This window comes from Acinetobacter sp. BD54 (assembly GCF_044778325.1).
In the GTDB taxonomy this organism is placed as follows: Bacteria; Pseudomonadota; Gammaproteobacteria; order Pseudomonadales; family Moraxellaceae; genus Acinetobacter; species Acinetobacter baumannii.
Genome location: NZ_JANJEP010000006.1, coordinates 23,730 through 42,229 on the forward strand (window position 1 = coordinate 23,730; position 18,500 = coordinate 42,229).

18 protein-coding genes are annotated in these 18,500 nt (G+C 37.3%); 9 read left to right on the forward strand and 9 right to left on the reverse strand.

All coding sequences use genetic code 11. From position 1 onward, the window contains the following. Positions 1-19: 19 nt before the first annotated feature. The 6 genes from NQ782_RS11165 to NQ782_RS11190 all read left to right on the forward strand — a co-directional run bounded on the left by NQ782_RS11165 (position 20) and on the right by NQ782_RS11190 (position 8,065). Positions 20-802 (forward strand): glutathione S-transferase N-terminal domain-containing protein, encoded by a 783-nt coding sequence (locus NQ782_RS11165; protein WP_085944070.1) that lies wholly within the window; start codon positions 20-22, stop codon positions 800-802. 145 nt (positions 803-947) lie between these two features. Next, complete coding sequence (locus NQ782_RS11170) at positions 948-1,880, forward strand: Dyp-type peroxidase (protein WP_001222569.1); 933 nt, start codon at positions 948-950, stop codon at positions 1,878-1,880. Between the two features lie 75 nt (positions 1,881-1,955). Next, the gene (locus NQ782_RS11175) at positions 1,956-2,312 is read left to right on the forward strand and encodes a hypothetical protein (RefSeq protein WP_057093699.1); all 357 of its coding nucleotides are present in this window, start codon (positions 1,956-1,958) and stop codon (positions 2,310-2,312) included. A 134-nt stretch (positions 2,313-2,446) separates the two neighbouring features. After that, complete coding sequence (mfd, locus tag NQ782_RS11180) at positions 2,447-5,908, forward strand: transcription-repair coupling factor (RefSeq protein ID WP_057093701.1); 3,462 nt, start codon at positions 2,447-2,449, stop codon at positions 5,906-5,908. A 200-nt stretch (positions 5,909-6,108) separates the two neighbouring features. Then, entirely contained in the window at positions 6,109-6,543 is a 435-nt protein-coding gene (locus NQ782_RS11185; protein ID WP_000492048.1) for an HIT domain-containing protein, read from the forward strand. 52 nt (positions 6,544-6,595) lie between these two features. Then, positions 6,596-8,065 carry an adenylate/guanylate cyclase domain-containing protein gene (locus NQ782_RS11190; RefSeq protein ID WP_057093702.1) on the forward strand — a complete coding sequence of 490 codons (1,470 nt, stop codon included), beginning with the start codon at positions 6,596-6,598 and terminating at the stop codon, positions 8,063-8,065. A 48-nt stretch (positions 8,066-8,113) separates the two neighbouring features. Here NQ782_RS11190 and fdx read toward each other — a convergent pair whose 3' ends face one another. The 8 genes from fdx to NQ782_RS11230 all read right to left on the reverse strand — a co-directional run bounded on the left by fdx (position 8,114) and on the right by NQ782_RS11230 (position 14,227). Beyond that, complete coding sequence (gene fdx / locus NQ782_RS11195) at positions 8,114-8,452, reverse strand: ISC system 2Fe-2S type ferredoxin (RefSeq protein WP_001137383.1); 339 nt, start codon at positions 8,450-8,452, stop codon at positions 8,114-8,116. A gap of 18 nt (positions 8,453-8,470) precedes the next feature. Next, positions 8,471-10,330: a Fe-S protein assembly chaperone HscA gene (hscA, locus tag NQ782_RS11200; protein WP_001196570.1), complete on the reverse strand. Its 1,860-nt coding sequence runs from the start codon at positions 10,328-10,330 to the stop codon at positions 8,471-8,473. Positions 10,331-10,368: 38 nt separating this feature from the next. Then, positions 10,369-10,887: a Fe-S protein assembly co-chaperone HscB gene (hscB, locus tag NQ782_RS11205; protein WP_001015254.1), complete on the reverse strand. Its 519-nt coding sequence runs from the start codon at positions 10,885-10,887 to the stop codon at positions 10,369-10,371. A gap of 85 nt (positions 10,888-10,972) precedes the next feature. Then, the gene (gene iscA / locus NQ782_RS11210) at positions 10,973-11,293 is read right to left on the reverse strand and encodes an iron-sulfur cluster assembly protein IscA (protein ID WP_000581597.1); all 321 of its coding nucleotides are present in this window, start codon (positions 11,291-11,293) and stop codon (positions 10,973-10,975) included. 30 nt (positions 11,294-11,323) lie between these two features. Then, entirely contained in the window at positions 11,324-11,710 is a 387-nt protein-coding gene (gene iscU, locus NQ782_RS11215) for a Fe-S cluster assembly scaffold IscU (protein WP_000331712.1), read from the reverse strand. Between the two features lie 66 nt (positions 11,711-11,776). Continuing rightward, positions 11,777-12,994, reverse strand: coding sequence for an IscS subfamily cysteine desulfurase (locus NQ782_RS11220; protein WP_000828390.1), 1,218 nt, complete (start codon positions 12,992-12,994; stop codon positions 11,777-11,779). Between the two features lies 1 nt (position 12,995). Further along, the gene (locus NQ782_RS11225) at positions 12,996-13,469 is read right to left on the reverse strand and encodes an Rrf2 family transcriptional regulator (protein WP_001241480.1); all 474 of its coding nucleotides are present in this window, start codon (positions 13,467-13,469) and stop codon (positions 12,996-12,998) included. A 110-nt stretch (positions 13,470-13,579) separates the two neighbouring features. Further along, positions 13,580-14,227 (reverse strand): hypothetical protein, encoded by a 648-nt coding sequence (locus tag NQ782_RS11230; RefSeq protein ID WP_000005343.1) that lies wholly within the window; start codon positions 14,225-14,227, stop codon positions 13,580-13,582. 210 nt (positions 14,228-14,437) lie between these two features. Between NQ782_RS11230 and NQ782_RS11235 the strand changes: the two genes are divergently transcribed. The 3 genes from NQ782_RS11235 to NQ782_RS11245 all read left to right on the forward strand — a co-directional run bounded on the left by NQ782_RS11235 (position 14,438) and on the right by NQ782_RS11245 (position 17,332). Further along, on the forward strand, positions 14,438-14,893 hold the full coding sequence (locus tag NQ782_RS11235; RefSeq protein WP_000368000.1) for a phasin family protein: 456 nt from the start codon (positions 14,438-14,440) through the stop codon (positions 14,891-14,893). A 169-nt stretch (positions 14,894-15,062) separates the two neighbouring features. Next, the gene (locus NQ782_RS11240; RefSeq protein WP_001043034.1) at positions 15,063-15,335 is read left to right on the forward strand and encodes an HU family DNA-binding protein; all 273 of its coding nucleotides are present in this window, start codon (positions 15,063-15,065) and stop codon (positions 15,333-15,335) included. Positions 15,336-15,466: 131 nt separating this feature from the next. After that, on the forward strand, positions 15,467-17,332 hold the full coding sequence (locus tag NQ782_RS11245; RefSeq protein WP_057093704.1) for a SurA N-terminal domain-containing protein: 1,866 nt from the start codon (positions 15,467-15,469) through the stop codon (positions 17,330-17,332). A gap of 39 nt (positions 17,333-17,371) precedes the next feature. On the opposite strand, the gene NQ782_RS11250 is transcribed toward NQ782_RS11245, so the two are convergent. After that, positions 17,372-18,337: an AraC family transcriptional regulator gene (locus NQ782_RS11250; protein WP_000565267.1), complete on the reverse strand. Its 966-nt coding sequence runs from the start codon at positions 18,335-18,337 to the stop codon at positions 17,372-17,374. Between the last annotated feature and the right edge of the window lie 163 nt (positions 18,338-18,500).

An 18,500-nucleotide genomic window follows, 5' to 3' on the forward strand; every position in this document is an offset into this window, starting at 1 on the left:
CAATTAAATAAAGGAATGCATAATGGTGAATCATCAAATTAAAGTACTGCAAGCATTAGCGTCTGCAATTGCTGAAGGTGGTAGAGGTGTTACAGGTACAGCATTTCCTAAACAGCCTGTTAGAGCTCTTAAACTTTATGAATTTGAGGGTTCACCATTTTGTCGCCGCGTTCGTGAAGTGATTACACTTTTAAATTTGGATGTCGAAATTTATCCATGCCCGAAAGGTGGATTAAAATATCGCTCCATAGTTAAAGAAATTGGCGGTAAATTACAGTTTCCTTTTTTTATTGATGAAAATACAGGTGACAAATTATACGAATCACAAGATATTATTCATCATTTATTTAAATACTATGGTAAGACAGGCCAAACTCCTGATAAGTTTTCAAATTATCCAAAAATGCCATATCTGGCGTTTGCCGGAACATTATTAAATGGTGCTCGTGGGGTCTGGATTAATAAAAAAATAGTAAATAGAGCTGCGCCTGAGCATAAACTTGAACTATGGAGCTTTGAAGCAAGTCCGTATTCAAGAGTAGTAAGAAGTGTATTAAGTGAGCTTGAGCTACCTTACATTTTACATAGTGTTGCCAAAGAAAGATGGCAAGATATGGGGCCTGCGATTCTTCGGTTAAAACCGGGCAAATATGAACCTTTAAAAGAGGGAAAGCGAGAAAAATTGTTGCTGGTCATGCAAGGTAAAATGCAAGTGCCTTATTTAGTGGACCCAAATACAGGCGTTAAAATGTTTGAATCTGCGGAAATTGTAAAGTACCTAAAAAAACAATATGGCAGTTAAAATATAAATGAGAAAAACACACTAGAGATTGAGATAACTCAGTCTCTTTTAAGAAGCGACAACAATAAGAAATCATACGATAAAAACATGAATATGCTAAATTACTACCTTAAATTACCAAAATAAGGCCTGTTTTATGGAATGTATGAGAATTCAGCCTGTAACGAGTCATCCTGGAGAAAATGCTTTATTTATTGTATTAGGATTAGCTCAAGGTGATTCTGTTGTAGAAAAAGTAAAAGATTTTGCTGGTAAATTCTCAGCGTTAACCAGAAGTTTGTCTAACCGTTATCCTGAAACTAAATTTAATGCCATATTAGGTTTTAGCTCAAACGCGTGGGATATTTTATTTCCACAGCAAGCAAAGCCTCAAGAATTAGAAACATTTCAAGAAATCAAAGGCCCAAAATACACAGCCGTTTCAACACCCGGGGATTTATTCTTTCATATTCGTGCTGATCGACAGGCTTTATGTTATGAGTTAGGAAGTATCATCAATGAACAGTTAGGTAAAGTAACTTACCCAATTGATGAAGTGCATGGTTTTCGTTATTTCGATGGGCGTGCGATTATTGGCTTTGTAGATGGAACAGAAAATCCTGAACCTGTAATTGCTGCACAATGGGCATTAGTGGGTAACGAAGATCCTGACTTTATTGGGGGAAGTTATGCATTTATCCAAAAATATACCCATGATATGGAAAAATGGCGTGCCTTAAGCGATGAGGAACAAGAAAGAGTTATCGGGCGTAAAAAGTTCAACGATATTGAGCTTGATGATGACGAGAAGCCTTTAACAGCACATAATGTAGTAAGTAAAGCGCATGATGCAGAAGGCAATGAACTAAAAATTATGCGTGCAAATATGCCTTTTTCGAATCCATCCAAAAATGAATATGGTACTTTTTTTATTGGTTACTCACGTAAATTTAGTACGACACGTCAAATGCTTGAAAATATGTTCTTAGGAAATGAGCAAGGTAATCTTGATCGATTACTTGACTTTAGTACTGCCCAAACAGGAACTCTATTTTTCGTACCGACAGTAGATTTTCTAGATAGCTTGGGTGACGAGTAGGCATTAAAAATAAACTTAGATGGTAGAGGTGAATTGCCTCTACTATATAAATTGAAATTAATATGATGTGATGAGATGTTTAAAAAATTAACCCAACTTTTTCAAGGTTCGAAACAGACACCAGAACAAATTTATTTACAAGAGAATCAGCTCAGTTTTGATTCAGAGCGTGGTCCGGTTATTAAAGATGTCGTGATTAATGAAAAGTGGTCAGAGCACCTTGAGTATTTTTCAAATCGTAAATTACAGAATTTTGATAACTTACCTAAGCTATTTCAAATTACACCACAAATTAATGAAAAGATTGATTTAGAGATTGCAACGCAACGATATGTGGAAAGGTTAGGTAATACACAAGAAAAGTTACTTGAGCTTAAAGCAATCATACAGGTATTAAACCAATATTATGTGATGTTTTTACGAGACAAATAACTTCAAATGATTGTTTAAGAACTATAAAAAAGTATCACAAAGTAGTAGCTTGATTGCAGAAAAATAACTCAATTCACTAAAAACATCATGCTACTATTAACCTCATATCTTTTTAGCTCATAAAAGCCATATACATGTTTCAACAAGAAATCTCTCAATTGAATTTGCAACAGCTCAAGGCCGGTGAAAAGCGTTGGGTGGGGTCATTATTAGGTTCATCAGCAGCTTTATTGCTTAAAGAAATTGCCACTCAGCATTCTTCTTTATTGTTATTAGTCGCTCGAAACAACCAACATGTTGCTCAATTAGAAAGTGAACTTGAGTTTTATGGAGTTAAGCCGACAATTTTTCCGGATTGGGAAATTTTGCCTTATGACCGTTTATCTCCCCATCAAGATATTGTGTCAGAACGTCTTGCTATTTTATCTAATATGCCTCAGCAAGGCGTATTACTGATTTCAGCAAGTACCTTGGCTCAACGGGTTGCACCTTACTCATGGGTATTGGGAGAACACTTTGATATAAAAGTGGGTCAAAAATTTGATTTAGAACAACAAAAATTAAGGTTAGTTCAGGCGGGCTACCACTTAGTAGATACAGTTTATGACCATGGTGAGTTTGCTGTACGCGGCAGTATTATGGATATTTTTGCATCGGGTCAAGAATCTCCAATCCGCATAGATTTATTTGACGATGAAATTGATTCTTTAAAATTCTTTGACCCTGAAACTCAAAGAACAACAACCACACTAAAAAGTTTTACGGTTTTACCCGCGAAAGAATTCCCTTTAAAAGAAGGACGTTCAGTTTTTAGAGACCGTTATTCTGAGTTTTTTCCTACTGCCAATCCTAAGAAAAATCCAATTTATCAGGACGTTTTAGATGGTATAGCATCGCCTGGTATTGAATTTTATTTACCGCTATTTTTTGATAAAGAACAAATGCAGTCACAAAGTATGTTCACAACATACTTACCAAAGAATTGCATTGTAATTACAACTAGTGATATTGACACTGATTTAACGAATTTCTGGAAAGAAGTTATGCGTCGTTATGAAGACCGGCGCCATAATATTGATCAACCTATTCTTGCTCCAGAAGAGCTATTTATTTCTCCAAATCATTTGTTAAGTGCTTTAAACCAGTTTCCACGAATGCTTGTAAGCGCAGAAACTATTGAAGAAAAAGCTGGTGCACTTAATCTTAAAACTGAACAACCACCCAAGTTGCCAGTCGATCCGAAAAAAGAAAAACCATTTAGTGCCGTAAAAAAATATATTGATGAAGCAAATCATCCTGTTCTATTGGTTGCGGAAAGTGCAGGACGTCGCGAAAGCTTAAAAGATGCGTTGCGTTCAAGTTTAGGTGAGATTCCAAATGTAGAGAATTTTGAGCAATTCCAAATTAGTCAGTTCGCAATTGCTATTACTAATGCGCCTTTAGATCGTGGTTTACTTTTAACTGATCAATTAACGGTTATTTCAGAAAATCAGCTTTACGAGCACCGAGTTGTACAGCGTCGTCGCAAGCGTCAACAGGAAGTTTCAGAAGAGTTTTTGATTCGAAGCTTAACTGAGCTAAGTATTGGTGCTCCTGTTGTACATATCGATCATGGTGTGGGGCGTTATGCTGGTTTAATTACACTCGCGATTGAAGGACAAGACTATGAGTTCTTACAACTAGATTATGCCGAAGATGCAAAAGTCTATGTTCCAGTAACGAACTTGCATCTAATTAGCCGTTATAGTGGTGGCGACCCGGATTTAGCACCGTTACATAAAATCGGAACTGATGCTTGGAGTAAAGCTAAGCGTAAAGCATTAGAGCAAATTCATGACGTTGCAGCTGAGCTTTTACATATTCAGGCACGTCGTCAGTCAAAACCCGGCTTTGCTTTTGAACTGGACCAGTCGCTCTATATGCAATTTGCGAGTGGCTTTGCGTATGAAGAAACACTTGATCAGGCTAATGCAATTGAAGCCACACTCTATGATATGCAGCAAGCAAAACCAATGGATAGGTTGGTGTGTGGTGATGTGGGTTTTGGTAAAACCGAGGTGGCCATGCGTGCAGCATTTGTAGCGGTACAAAATGGCAAACAGGTTGCTGTTTTAGTTCCTACGACTTTACTAGCTCAACAACATTATGAGTCTTTTAAAGACCGTTTTGCTGATTGGCCAGTACGTATTGAAGTGCTCTCACGTTTTGGTTCAAACAAAACACATTTGAAAAATATTGAAGACTTGGCAAATGGTAAAGTCGACATTGTGGTAGGTACACATAAGCTTCTACAAGAGAATGTTCAGTTTAAAGATTTAGGTTTAATGGTTGTAGACGAGGAGCATCGCTTTGGTGTGCGTGATAAGGAGCGTATCAAAGCTTTACGTGCCGATGTTGATATGTTGACACTTACAGCAACGCCAATTCCTCGTACGCTTAATATGGCTTTTTCGGGGATGCGTGATTTGTCGATTATTGCCACTCCGCCAGCCCGTCGATTAGCAGTAAAAACCTTTGTGCAAGAGCATACAGATGCTTCAATCAAGGAAGCGATTTTGCGTGAGTTACTTCGTGGTGGACAAGTTTATTTCTTACATAATGAAGTAGAGACCATTGAGCGAGCTGCCGAAAATATTCGTGTGCTTGTACCCGAAGCACGTGTAGCGGTAGCACATGGACAAATGCGTGAACGCGAACTTGAGCAAGTTATGCAGCAGTTCTATCACAAAGAATATAATGTGCTGGTGTGCTCAACCATTATTGAGACAGGTATCGATGTTCCAAATGCCAATACAATTTTAATTGAACGTGCGGATAAACTTGGTTTAGCGCAATTACACCAGTTACGTGGCCGTGTAGGTCGTTCGCATCACCAAGCATACGCCTATTTGTTAGTACCTTCGATTAAACACTTAAAAGGTGATGCCGAAAAACGCCTTGATGCGATTCAACGTGCTTCGACATTAGGTGCAGGCTTTATGCTCGCTACGGAAGATTTGGAAATTCGTGGGGCAGGCGAATTGTTAGGCGAGCAACAAAGTGGCTCAATGCAGGCGATAGGATATAGCTTGTATATGGAAATGCTTGAGAAAGCGACTAAAGCAATTCAACAAGGTAAAACCCCGAATTTTGATGCTCCATTGTCGTTAACTGCCGAAATTAACTTACATATTCCTGCACTTATTCCAGATGATTACCTAGGTGATGTTCATCAGCGTCTATTATTCTATAAACGTATTAGTAATACCGATACACAGGAAAAACTAGATAACATCCGTATGGAGCTTATTGACCGTTTCGGTATTCCACCGCAGTCGGTTAAGCACTTGTTTAGCGTGCATCAAATCCGTTTGAAAGCAGAACATTTAGGTATTACGAAAATTGATATTAATACTCAAGGTGGAAATATTGAGTTTTCACCAGATACGCCAGTTCAAGCCATTAGTATTATTCAGTTAATGCAAAAAAATCCGACCTATTACCGTATGGAAGGCGGACAACGTTTGAAGGTGATGGTGCAGCTTGAAGAGTATGAAAAACGAATTCAATTTATCAATGATTTATTGCAAAAATTGATGAGTGAACTACATGCCTGAGACCTGTTTTTCTAACCAGCGCTAGCTAATTAGGACATTTGTTTTGATGTAATCGGATTTTATGCACTATTTATACCTTGAGATATGAATAAGTGCATAAAATCATTGTTATTTGTAAGCAAACGGGCTACTAATAATATTCACATCAAAACTGATGTGATAGTATTAGCCATTATTGTTTATTGTCATTTATAAAAGATATGTTTAGTTTGCATCCACAACTTGCTCAAGATACTTTTTTTGTAGGCGATTTCCCGCTTTCAACATGTCGTTTAATGAATGATATGCAATTTCCTTGGTTGATTTTAGTACCACGCGTACCAGGAATCACGGAACTATACGAATTGAGTCAAGCTGACCAAGAACAGTTTCTACGTGAATCAAGCTGGTTATCTAGCCAGTTATCTCGCGTTTTCCGTGCTGATAAAATGAATGTAGCAGCTTTAGGTAATATGGTGCCTCAATTGCATTTCCATCATGTTGTCCGCTATCAAAATGATGTAGCTTGGCCGAAACCTGTATGGGGTACACCAGCTGTGCCATATACAAGTGATGTTTTAGCTCATATGCGTCAGACTCTTATGCTTGCTCTACGTGGCCAAGGTGATATGCCTTTTGATTGGCGCATGGATTAAATCAATGTAATGCCACATATCAATGTGGCAACATTGAAATGTGGAGGATAGGGTGCAATTAGAGAGGTTTATAGATCGGGAACCTAAGCAGTTTGCATATTTTCATCGTTTGATGGGATATTCAATTCTGTCATTAATTTTAGTGATCTATGCCTTTACCTCACCGAATACTAATTATCAAATCTATATTCCTCCTTTTTTTCTTTTTTTACTTTTTGTCAGTTCTAAACTAGAACACTGGTTGCAGTACCAGTTTGATAAGAAAACTCAAAAAAGTGTTTTTTTTGCAATAGATGCGATTGTAGTGGCTGTTACTCTGGCAGGAGTGCACCTTAATCTCGTTCCAACATTTATTGCGCTTTTTGCATTGTTTTACTCAGCAATTAATAGTCGTATTTCCTTTGCAGTTATTTGTTTAACGAGTTTGCTTGGTGCGATTATTTTTTATTTAAGTACATTTTTCCTATTTGGTTTTCATCCATATTTCCAAGCCACAAGCCAAGAATTAACAGTAATTACCTTACTTGGTTTGGTAATGTTTATCACTATTGGAAATTATTACCAACACCGCTGGGTTAAAAAAATTAGTCAGCAACGTCAGCATTATTATGACCAGATGACACGTTATATTGCTTTTGCTAATCAGTTAAGCCGCTATGCTCCATTACAATTATGGCAGTCGATTATGCGTGGGGAAGCTGAAGCAAAAATCGAATATAAACGTAAAAAAATGACCGTATTCTTTTCTGATATTCAGGGATTTACTGAACTATCAGAAACTTTAATTCCTGATGACTTAGCTTTCTTGCTTAACGATTATTTAAGTCATATGACTGAAATTGCAAAGCAATATGAAGCGACGGTCGACAAATTTATGGGAGATGCGATTCTCATATTTTTTGGAGATCCGAATTCACAAGGGGTTGAGCAAGATGCCAAATCGTGTGTAGAAATGGCAATTGCTATGCGTCAGCAAATGAAGCTGCTGCGCGAACGATGGAAGAAAATGGGATATTCGGCCTTACATATCCGTATGGGTATTAGTACAGGTTATTGCCACGTAGGGAATTATGGTGCAACCCATCGTATGGCTTATACGATTGTAGGTCGCGACGTAAATTTAGCGGCACGTTTACAGTATGCTGCTGAAATTGATGAAATACTCATTTCTGATGATACTTATCAATTGATCAAAAGTGATTTTCTATGTGCGCCTAAGACCCCAATTTATTTAAAGGGTATTCAAGGGGCAGTAAAAACATGGCAAGTCATGGAAAAATACACAGGAAATAAATCAGATCATCAACAATGGTTTGATTATGAATATAAAGGTTTCCATTTAGTTTTAAATTTAGAAGAAGTACAAAACTACGAATACCCTGAGTTGGTTGAAGTGCTTGAAAAAATGATTCAGCGCATTAAAGTTCAACAAACTTTGGTTAATACTCAAGGTGTTGCTCAGCTTAGACTTGAGGATGAAGTTAAGCCTATAAATATCGATGAAGAACAAGATCAGGTATAAATTTATATAAATAAAAAAAGCTGCCTAAGCAGCTTTTTTTATTATTTATTAGTGATTTTCCGAAGCGTGGTTAATTGTGTATTTCGGAATCTCAATTTCAAGATCTTCATCTACAACTTTCACCTGACATGAAAGACGTGAGTCAGGTTCCAGCCCCCAAGCACGGTCTAGAAGATCGGCTTCAACATCATTCATTTCTTCTAAGCTATCAAAGCCTTTACGAACGATCACATGACAAGTTGTACATGCACAAGACATATCACAAGCATGTTCAATTTTGATTCCTTTGTTGAGCAAACTTTGGCAAAGATTTGCATTTTGTTCAACCTCAAATTCTGCTCCTTCTGGGCAAAATTGAGCGTGAGGAAGTACTTTAATACGTGGCATATTGATCACCTATACCTTTTAATTTGATTTTGACCAATCATCGAGCTTCGTGCCTTTTAAGGCATGGTCAATATGTCGATTCATCCGTAGTGCTGCAAAAGCATCACTATGTACTTTAAGTTGTTGAACTGCTTGCTCAATCGCTTGGATATCACTGCCTTCAAGCTGAGCTTTTAATGATCCCTTGGCAGAGTTGAGTGCTTCAAGCTGCTTTTCATCAAGTAAATCTGCATCTACTTTTAATGCTTGCTCAAGAGCCTCAAGCTCACGTTCTGCTTCAACTTTAGTTTCTTTTAAATGACGAAGATTTTTGTCCTCTTCGGCATGTTGGAAACCTTCAATTAATAAGCGTTCCGTATCTGCCTCAGATAAACCATAAGATGGTTTGATATCGATATGAGCTTGCACGCCAGAAGTTGCTTCACGAGCAGAAACGGTGAGTAAGCCATCTGCATCAACTTGGAAAGTGACTTCAATACGAGCTTGGCCTGCAGTCATTGGTGGAATGCCATGAAGTACAAATCTACCTAATGAACGGCAATGTTCAACTAAATCACGTTCGCCCTGAACTACATGAATTAACATAGCAGTTTGGCCATCTTGATAGGTGGTGAACTCTTGGCGACGTGCAACAGGAATCGCTGTATTACGAGATATCAGGCGCTCAACGAGTCCTCCCATTGTCTCTAGACCCAGAGAAAGAGGGGTTACATCTAAAAGAAGAGAACCATCTTGGCTATTACCGATTAACTGGTTGGCTGTAATAGAAGCGCCAATTGCCACCACTTCATCTGGGTTGATCGTGCAAAGAGGTTCTTGGGCAAAAACTTCCCGTACTGCTTTTTGAACAGCATAAGAGCGAGTAGAACCACCTACCAAAACAACATTTTGAATATCGGTTAACTCGAGTTTTGCATCACGCAGTACACGTTTACAAACACTAATCGTTTTGTCTAATGCTACTTGAATAATGCTTTCAAATGTAGGGCGATCTAGTGTGAGAGTTGCTTCGAGTAACTTTAATTCAACTGAATCTTGAGTTGATAATTGTTCTTTAGCTTGACGTGCTGCCACAATAAATACGGCATAATCTTCATCACTTAATACATCAATATTAAGTTGTTTTTTAGCCCATTTTACGATTAGACGGTCTAAGTCATCACCACCTAAAGCAGTGTGACCGCCAGTCGCTAAAACTTCAAATACGCCTTGTGAAAAACGTAAGATAGATACGTCAAAAGTACCGCCACCCAAGTCATAAATTACATAATTACGGTCGGTCGCTAAATTACTTTCTTGATCTAATCCATAAGCTACAGCGGCAGCTGTAGGCTCATTTAATAAACGTAATACATTTAAACCGGCAAGTTGAGCTGCATCGCGAGTTGCTTGACGCTGAGCTTCATCGAAATATGCAGGAACGGTAATTACTGCTCCATTAACAGGATTTTGTAAGCTGTCTTCAGCGCGAGCTTTTAATTGTTTTAAAATTTCAGCTGAGATTTCTACTGGTGTTTTGCGTCCAGCACGAGTTTCAAAAGCAGGCATTTCATTTTCTGAGCCTACTAACTCATAAGGGTGTTGAAATTTAATATCTGCCTTTGAACGGCCCATAAATCGTTTAACAGAAACAATTGTATTTTTTGGATCTGCAATGATAAACGGTTTAGCTTCTTCACCATAATGAGTTGTATTGTCCCCATAATGAACGATAGAAGGAAGTAATCTTCTATTTTGAACATCATTGAGTACTTTAGGTTTGCCTGATAACACTGTCGCAACTAATGAGTGTGTTGTTCCTAGGTCAATACCAATCGCAATGCGATGTTGGTGTGGGGCACTGGATTGACCCGGTTCAGCAATTTGCAAAAGTGCCATGAGTTAAATCCCTTGAAAATAAAGTAGAGAAAGCAAAATTAAAAATCGTCGTCTAAATCAAAACTGTCTTCATCATCTAACAGTTGATCTTCTGCTTTATCAATATCGTTTAAAACACGTTGAAAGAAACGTAACTTACGTACGGTATCGCGTGCTTCTGCCCAATCTTCTTCACTGTAATCAATTTTGAATTCACGGACCAAACCATCAATCCATTGTTGTACTTCTAATCTTAAAGTACGTAAATGTTCAGATGATGTCGCTTCATCAAGTTGTTCACGAAGTTCTAAAGCGGATTGTAGAAATTCGAAATCACTAATAGATTGATCAAGATGATGATCTTGCTTTTTAAGAGCTAAAAGATAAGCAGCGCGGCTATCAACTTGAGAAAGCGTTTTAAAAGCTTGATTGATTTCACTTGATTTGATCAATGCTTGATCTTTATCTGCGGCTTTATCTGGATGATATTGTTGTTGCAAACTTAAGAAATTTGATTTCAAGCTTGCCAAATCGATATCGAGTGCCACAGGTAAATTGAACAACTCAAAATGATTCATTAGAAATGAGGTCCACATTAATTAAATACATTAAAACAGTGCTGTTAAAAGGCACTGTTTTAATGAGAAAAAGGAAAGGAGAGGATTAAACAGTGAATGACTCACCACAACCACATTCACCCTTTTTATTAGGATTGTTAAATTCGAACCCTTCATTAAGGCCATTTTTAACATAGTCCATTTCTAAGCCGTCTAAGTAAACTAAGCTTTTAGGATCTACAAAAACCTTAACGCCGAATTGTTCGAAAATTTGATCATGTTCATCGATATCATCTACAAATTCGAGAACATAAGCCAACCCAGAACAACCAGAAGTTTTCACACCAACGCGAATGCCTTCACCCTTACCTCGATTTTTAAGGTAATTGCTAATATGAGTCGCAGCATTTTCAGTTAAATGAATCATGAAAACTCCAACGTTTATAATGGTAACAAATTAAGCTTTTGATTTTTTACTACGATAATCTTCAATCGCAGCTTTAATTGCATCTTCAGCTAATACAGAACAGTGAACTTTTACTGGCGGAAGAGCTAGCTCAGTTGCAATATCAATGTTTTTGATTGCTTGAGCTTCATCAAGTGTCTTGCCTTTTAACCATTCTGTTACAAGTGAACTTGATGCAATTGCAGAACCGCAACCATAAGTCTTGAAACGTGCTTCTTCGATTACACCGTTGTCATTTACTTGAATCTGTAAACGCATTACGTCGCCACATGCAGGTGCACCCACCATACCTGTACCAACATTCTCAGAGTTTTTGTCTAAAACACCAACATTACGTGGATTTTCGTAATGATCAATTACCTTTTCGCTATAAGCCATTTCGCTTCTCCAAACCTCGGGGTCAGCCTAATATTAATATGAGGGTTAAAACACTAATTTCAATAATTAGTGTTCTGCCCATTCAACTGTAGAAAGATCGATACCTTCTTTGTACATATCCCAAAGCGGAGAAAGTTCACGTAATTTCTCAACAGCGGCTTTGGTAATTGTAAGCACGTGGTCAATATCTTCTTCAGTCGTGTATTTACCAAAACTAAAGCGAATTGAGCTGTGTGCTAGCTCATCAGATAAACCTAATGCGCGAAGAACATATGAAGGCTCTAAAGTAGCAGAAGTACAAGCAGAACCACTTGATACAGCAGCGTCTTTAAGCGACATCATTAAAGATTCACCTTCAACAAAGTTGAAGCTGACATTTAAATAGTTAGCAACGTTTTGAGTTGGGTGGCCATTTAAGAACACTTGTTCAAGGTCTTGTAAACCGTTCCAAAGTTTGTCACGAAGTTTACGAATACGTTCTTGTTCTGCATGCATTGTTTTGCCTGCAAGTTCAAAAGCTTCACCCATACCAACAATTTGGTGAGTCGCTAAAGTACCAGAACGCATACCACGTTCATGTCCACCGCCATGAATTTGTGCTTTTAGACGAACACGTGGGCTACGACGTACATATAATGCGCCGATACCTTTTGGACCATAAATTTTATGAGCAGAGAAACTCATTAGGTCAATTTTCATTGTAGATAAGTCGATATCGACTTTACCAGCTGCTTGTGCTGCATCTACATGGAAAAACGTTTTATTTGCACGTGTTAATTCACCGATCGCTGCTACATCTGTAACTGTACCAATTTCATTGTTTACCATCATAAGAGAAACAAGAATAGTATCTGGGCGAAGGGCAGCCTTAACCATTTCAGGAGTAATTAAACCTGTTTGTGGTTCTGGCTCTAAATAAGTGATTTCAAAACCTTGTTCTTCCAATTCACGGCAAGGATCTAGAACAGCTTTATGTTCAATTTTACTTGTAATGATATGTTTGCCTTTAGATGCATAGAATTGAGCAACACCTTTAAGAGCAAGGTTGTCTGATTCAGTTGCACCAGAAGTCCAAACGATTTCACGTGGGTCAGCTTTAATTAAGTTTGCGACTTGCTCACGTGCATATTCAACTTTTTCTTCTGCCTGCCAGCCATAAGCGTGGGAACGAGATGCAGCATTACCAAAGGTACCGTCGAAAGTTAAACACTCCATCATACGTTCTGCAACTTGCGGATCTACTGGAGTGGTTGCTGCGTAATCAAGATAAATTGGACGTTTCATATCAAATACCTGTACCCGATAAAAGAGCTGAATCTGTGCCAGTTACATTTTGGCGTAATGCAACAGTTTGAACGTTGTCTCGGCTAATGAGGTTGGCAAGAGTGATTTTAGCTAAATAGTCGGCAATATGATGAGAGAGTTCTTGCCATAAATCGTGAGTAAGACACATTGCACCATTTTGGCAGTTGCCTTTATGGTCACAACGCGTTGCATCAACGGTTTCATTTACGGCTTCAATGATTTCTAACACAGTAATTTCATCAGCGTTTCGAGCCAAATGGTAACCACCATTTGCACCGCGAACACTAGAAACTAACCCATGACGCTTAAGTTTTGCGAACAACTGCTCTAAATAAGCAACTGAAATAGATTGACGTGCGGCAATTTCGGCGAGCGTGATCGTTTGTTCAGTTGGCTGCAAAGCTAAATCAAGTAGAGCAGTCACTGCGTAGCGACCGCGAGTTGTAAGGCGCATGATTCGATACACATGTTAAGACTAGATAATAGGATTTTATGAATCCCGACTAAAATAGTCAAGTTTTTTTATTTTTAATTCAAGTGCAGGATCAAATTAGAAAAAATAAGTTAAGCTACCCACAAATTATATATGAAATAAACAATAAATATTAGGCTAATTATACCAAAGCACAAGTTAATGTTCCGTTGGCGCTGTTGTAAACGTGCAATTCGGTTTTGATACTGTTTAATTTCGACATGCAACGAATTTATTTCTGAGCGTTGTTGGTCGATTTTTTCAAGTAATGGAGCAATTTTTTTGCGAGAGGCTAGGGCTTCGGCTTCATCATCTGGTGCGTTGAACCACTGTTTCCAGTCTGCTAGAAGCTTAGGTAAAGTGAGATGCGAAATTAAATCGATAAGTTCTTTTTTAGTCTCTGCATCCCCATCAATTCGCATGTTATTCAGGCTACGTTGATTTGAAAAAACAAAAATTTTGATAAGGTCAACGAGAGTACTATTAATTTCTAAATCAATCCGACGGTCATATGAGTGAATATCAAATAGCAATCCTTTTTCCGTAAACTGCACATAGAAATCGAAAAATGGCAAATAGCTATTAATACGGATTGTTATTTTATTGGCGATAAACTTTTTCGCTTGCAAGCGAAGAACACCATCGTGGGTGAGAATAAATGAGAAAAAAGTTTCTAAAATAATTAGAACAATATTCAGCAACAGACGTGGATGTTTTTGTCTTTGTTGCGTTTCACTCATAAAAGTATATCCTTAAATATTAGAGATTAATTGAGAGAATGAGACATCCTATCTCAAACTTAACACAATGTCCTGTTAAATATATTTACATGACATGATTGTTTTGTAGAACAGTTTCATAAATGTATCAAGTCTTGACTTTGTTATTATAAGAATATTTTGTGGTTAAATAACACTTCGTCTCTCTCATCCGATCAGGAGCTTAGATCAATGGATAATGCAAACATAGAAACACAAGCAGAAGAGCAAGGAGAAAAAAATAAATCAAAATCAAAAAGTTCTAGAAAATCTGCATTAGATTTTAGAAAGTATACTAAACAAATCTGGTTGGCAGGTTTGGGTGCTTTTTCACGTGCCGAAGAAGAAGGGAACAAACTATTTGACTCATTAGTCAAAGTAGGGGAAGAGTTAGAATCCAAAACAGGTGATTTAGCAGATACAACTGTTGGTAAAGTAACCGAAAAAGCAAAAGAGTCGGTTTCTGATACAAAAGACAAGGTCGAGAAAATTTTAGATACGAGTGTAAACCACTCTTTAAATAGAATTGGCTTGGTCACTCCGAAGGATTTACAGCACATTGAACAACTCCTAGTTCAACTGCATATAAAGGTAGATGCTTTAATTGAAGAAAATCAGAAATTGAAGGCAAAATTGAATGAAAAGTAAAAAAATGTAGGGATTTAGCAAATATATAACAGTTTTTTAGCATTTATTTTTGCTAAAAGCTCTGCTCTAGTATTGCGTTTTCCCCCAAAGCATTGCTATAAAGGCGTCATGGCCTTTTAAACTATAGCCTTGGACCTTAAACAAACGATATTAAGAGGATGTTTTATTCATGAATAAATCAGAATTAATCGATGCAATTGCTGAAAAAGGGGGAGTATCTAAGACTGATGCAGGCAAGGCACTCGATGCGACAATTGCGTCAATTACTGAAGCACTTAAAAAAGGTGACACAGTAACTTTAGTTGGTTTTGGTACTTTCAGTGTTAAAGAACGTGCTGCACGTACTGGTCGTAACCCTAAAACTGGTGAAGAGCTTCAAATTAAAGCAACAAAAGTACCTAGCTTTAAAGCTGGTAAAGGTCTTAAAGATTCAGTTGCTTAATCTTTTAAGATGATTAAACGCGCCAATATAGGCGCGTTTTTTATTAAAAATCTGAATTGACCAATATTGCTCATTCATTCATTGTGGTTTTTCAGTTAAAATTCTCCTCGAAATAAAATATTGGAATACTTATGGAATCGTTTCGTACAGTCATTAAGGGTTGGCTCGGCAAAGTCCTTTTAGTTTTGTTTTTGACCCCTTTAGCGCTTGTAGGTATTGAAGGATATTTTAATAGGGGAAACAAGGCAGATGTCGCAAAAACTGTAAATGGACAGGACATATCAAAAAAAGACCTTGAAACTTTAACGCAAAGGTATAAAGAACAATATTTAGCTGCTGTAAAGGGTGATGAAAGTTTACTTAATTTACCGGTAATTCAAGCCAAAGCTCTTGATATATTGGTATCCCGTAATTTGCTCATTCAACAAGCTGAAAAATTAGGTATTTCTTTAAGCGATGCTCAAATCGAGCAAATGTTAGCTCAGCAGCCAAGTTTGCAAGAAAATGGCCAGTTTTCACAAAAATTATATGAAAATTATTTGCGTTCGATTGGTATGACAAGCGAAGGTTTAATTGCTAGCTTACGTCAAGATCACGCTTTAAAAATGTTGACTTCAACTTTTGCAGATTATTCTTTAGTGAGTAAAGTTGATTTAATGCAAATTGCGAATTTGCAAACTGAACAGCGTACATTGCATTTGGCTAGTATTAAGTTAGACCCTTATAAAGCTGGTTTAACTGCATCGAACCAAGAGGCTACTGATTACTACAACAAACATCAGAATGAGTTTAAACAGCCTGCTTCTGTTGATGTAGATTATGTTGTTTTATCTCCGTCTTTAATGGCTAAGCCAGCTCCAGCCACAGATGCCGAGCTTAAACAAGCTTATGCAAAGTTCGTAGAAACTCAGCAAAAAGATGCTAAACGCATAGTGAAACATATCCTTATTACGACAGACGCTCGTGATGATGCGGCAGCTCAAAAACTTGCTAAAGATGTATATGCAAAAATTCAGGGTGGACTTTCATTTGCTCAAGCAGCAGCTCAGTTCTCTGAAGATCCAACTTCTAAAACGAAAGGTGGATTAGTTGAAGCATATGCACCTGGTGTTTTCTCTGATGCATTTGATAAAACTGTTTTAAGCTTGAAAAATGGTCAAATTTCTCAGCCAGTAAAAACACAATATGGCTATCATATTATTGAAGCGGAGGCTCAGGCGAACCAAATTCCTTCATTTGAAGCTGAGAAACCACGTTTAATTGCAGAAGTTGAAAAGAATAAAGTTGCATCTGTTTATTCAGATACCGTAAATAGCTTGAATGAAACGATTGTTGGTAATGATTCTTTAGACGCTGTTGTACAGCAGGTTAAAGGTACAAAAATCGAATCATTAAATGGTGTAACTTTAGCCACTCAAAATCCATATTTAAGTGATCCTAACGTAAAAATTAAATTGTTTAATGATGATGTGAAAAATGGCGATCGTAATGCTTCATCTAATATTCAATTAGCGAACGGAGATACTGTTTGGGTTAAAGTACGTGACTATCATGCGGCTGGTGTTAAACCACTTGCCCAAGCAATGAATGAAGTAAAAGCTAAAGTAATTGATGAGAAAGCACGTAAAGCAGCTCAAGCGAAAATCGCTACAATGCTGACAGAATTCAAAACTCAGTCAGCTGAACAAGTTGTCGCGAAAAATAAAGTTGCTTTTGAATCAGCGGGTGTATTTACTCGTTCACAAGGTTTAAAACGTGCAATTGAGCGTGCAGCATTTAGTGTTCCTGCGCCAAAACCAGGTATGTGGTCTGTAACTACCGCGAACTTACCAAATGAGTTAGTGGTTGTGGCTGTTTCTAATGTAAATTCAGCTGCTGTTAACGCTATGCCTGCTGATCAGTTGCAACAATTAAAACAGCTTTACCGCCAATCTCGTGGTCAACAGATACTTGAAGATTACAGCGAATACTTAAAGTCACACGCTAAAATCAAATAAAATTTATGTAATAAAAAAAGCGCTTCGGCGCTTTTTTTATTATTCATCGAGATTAGTACCAATATAATTTTGTCTATATTGTTTAGGTGATAAATCAAATACTCTTTTAAATGCCTGACTAAATGCGGTTTCGGAAGAATAGCCCACTTTATTTGAAATTTGTTGTATTGATAAATTACTTGTGCGTAGATATTGGCTAGCTAAGCGGAAGCGATAATGCTGTAAATAAGTAAGAGGTGGTTCACCAATAATACTATTAAAAAGATTGGCAAACTTAGATCGTGACATGCAGCATTGTTCAGCTAATGATTCAACAGTCCAGCTTATTTCAGGTTGACTATGAATTGCGGATAAAGCATTACTTAATTCAGGATGTGTGAGGGCACCTAACCAATTTTGTTGATCTGACATTTGTTGAATATGATCACGAATACATTCTATTAAAAGAATACTGACTAAGTGATCAATAATTTTGTCATGGCCTGGTTGGATTTTTTGTGTTTCGACCGCTAAAAAGTAGAGACCTATTTGCAACCATTCAGGAGGAGTGGCCTGGTTCTCATGTTGAATATGCATAATAGAGGGTAATGCATTAATAAGTGGCCCTGCCATATAAGTATCGACTTGACAGCGCAAGCAGAGTAATAGGGTATTTTCAGATGTTGATGAGCCTAACTCAATTGGATCGTGGCGATGTCCATTAAATAATGGAGTAATATCGACTGGATCTACAAGTTTACTTGCAGTAGCTTTTGAGTCTGTAGCATGATGCGCTTTTCCAGAAGGAATTAAAATAATATCTCCAGCTCTTGCTGTTATTTTCTCTGACACATTTAATTGGATATATACAGAACCCGTTAAAACGATATAAGCCAGTAAAGCAGATTGATCTTGTGTTTTAAAAGCCCATTCACCTTGTGCTTTTATATAAATATATTCAGACTTATTTAAGTGGATATCATCAAAAAATTTACTTAGTGCATCCATGTTTACGTGATCAATCATTATTTTAATAAAATTATAGTGAGCTATAAGAATAGATCAACATGTGTTTTTAGGACAAAAAAGTGGAAGAAAATGCCAAAGACTTTGAAATAGGTTTTTTGGACGGTTACAACTGTTAAGAAAATAGTATTTCTTTAACTATATAGATATATAGAAAAAGGAA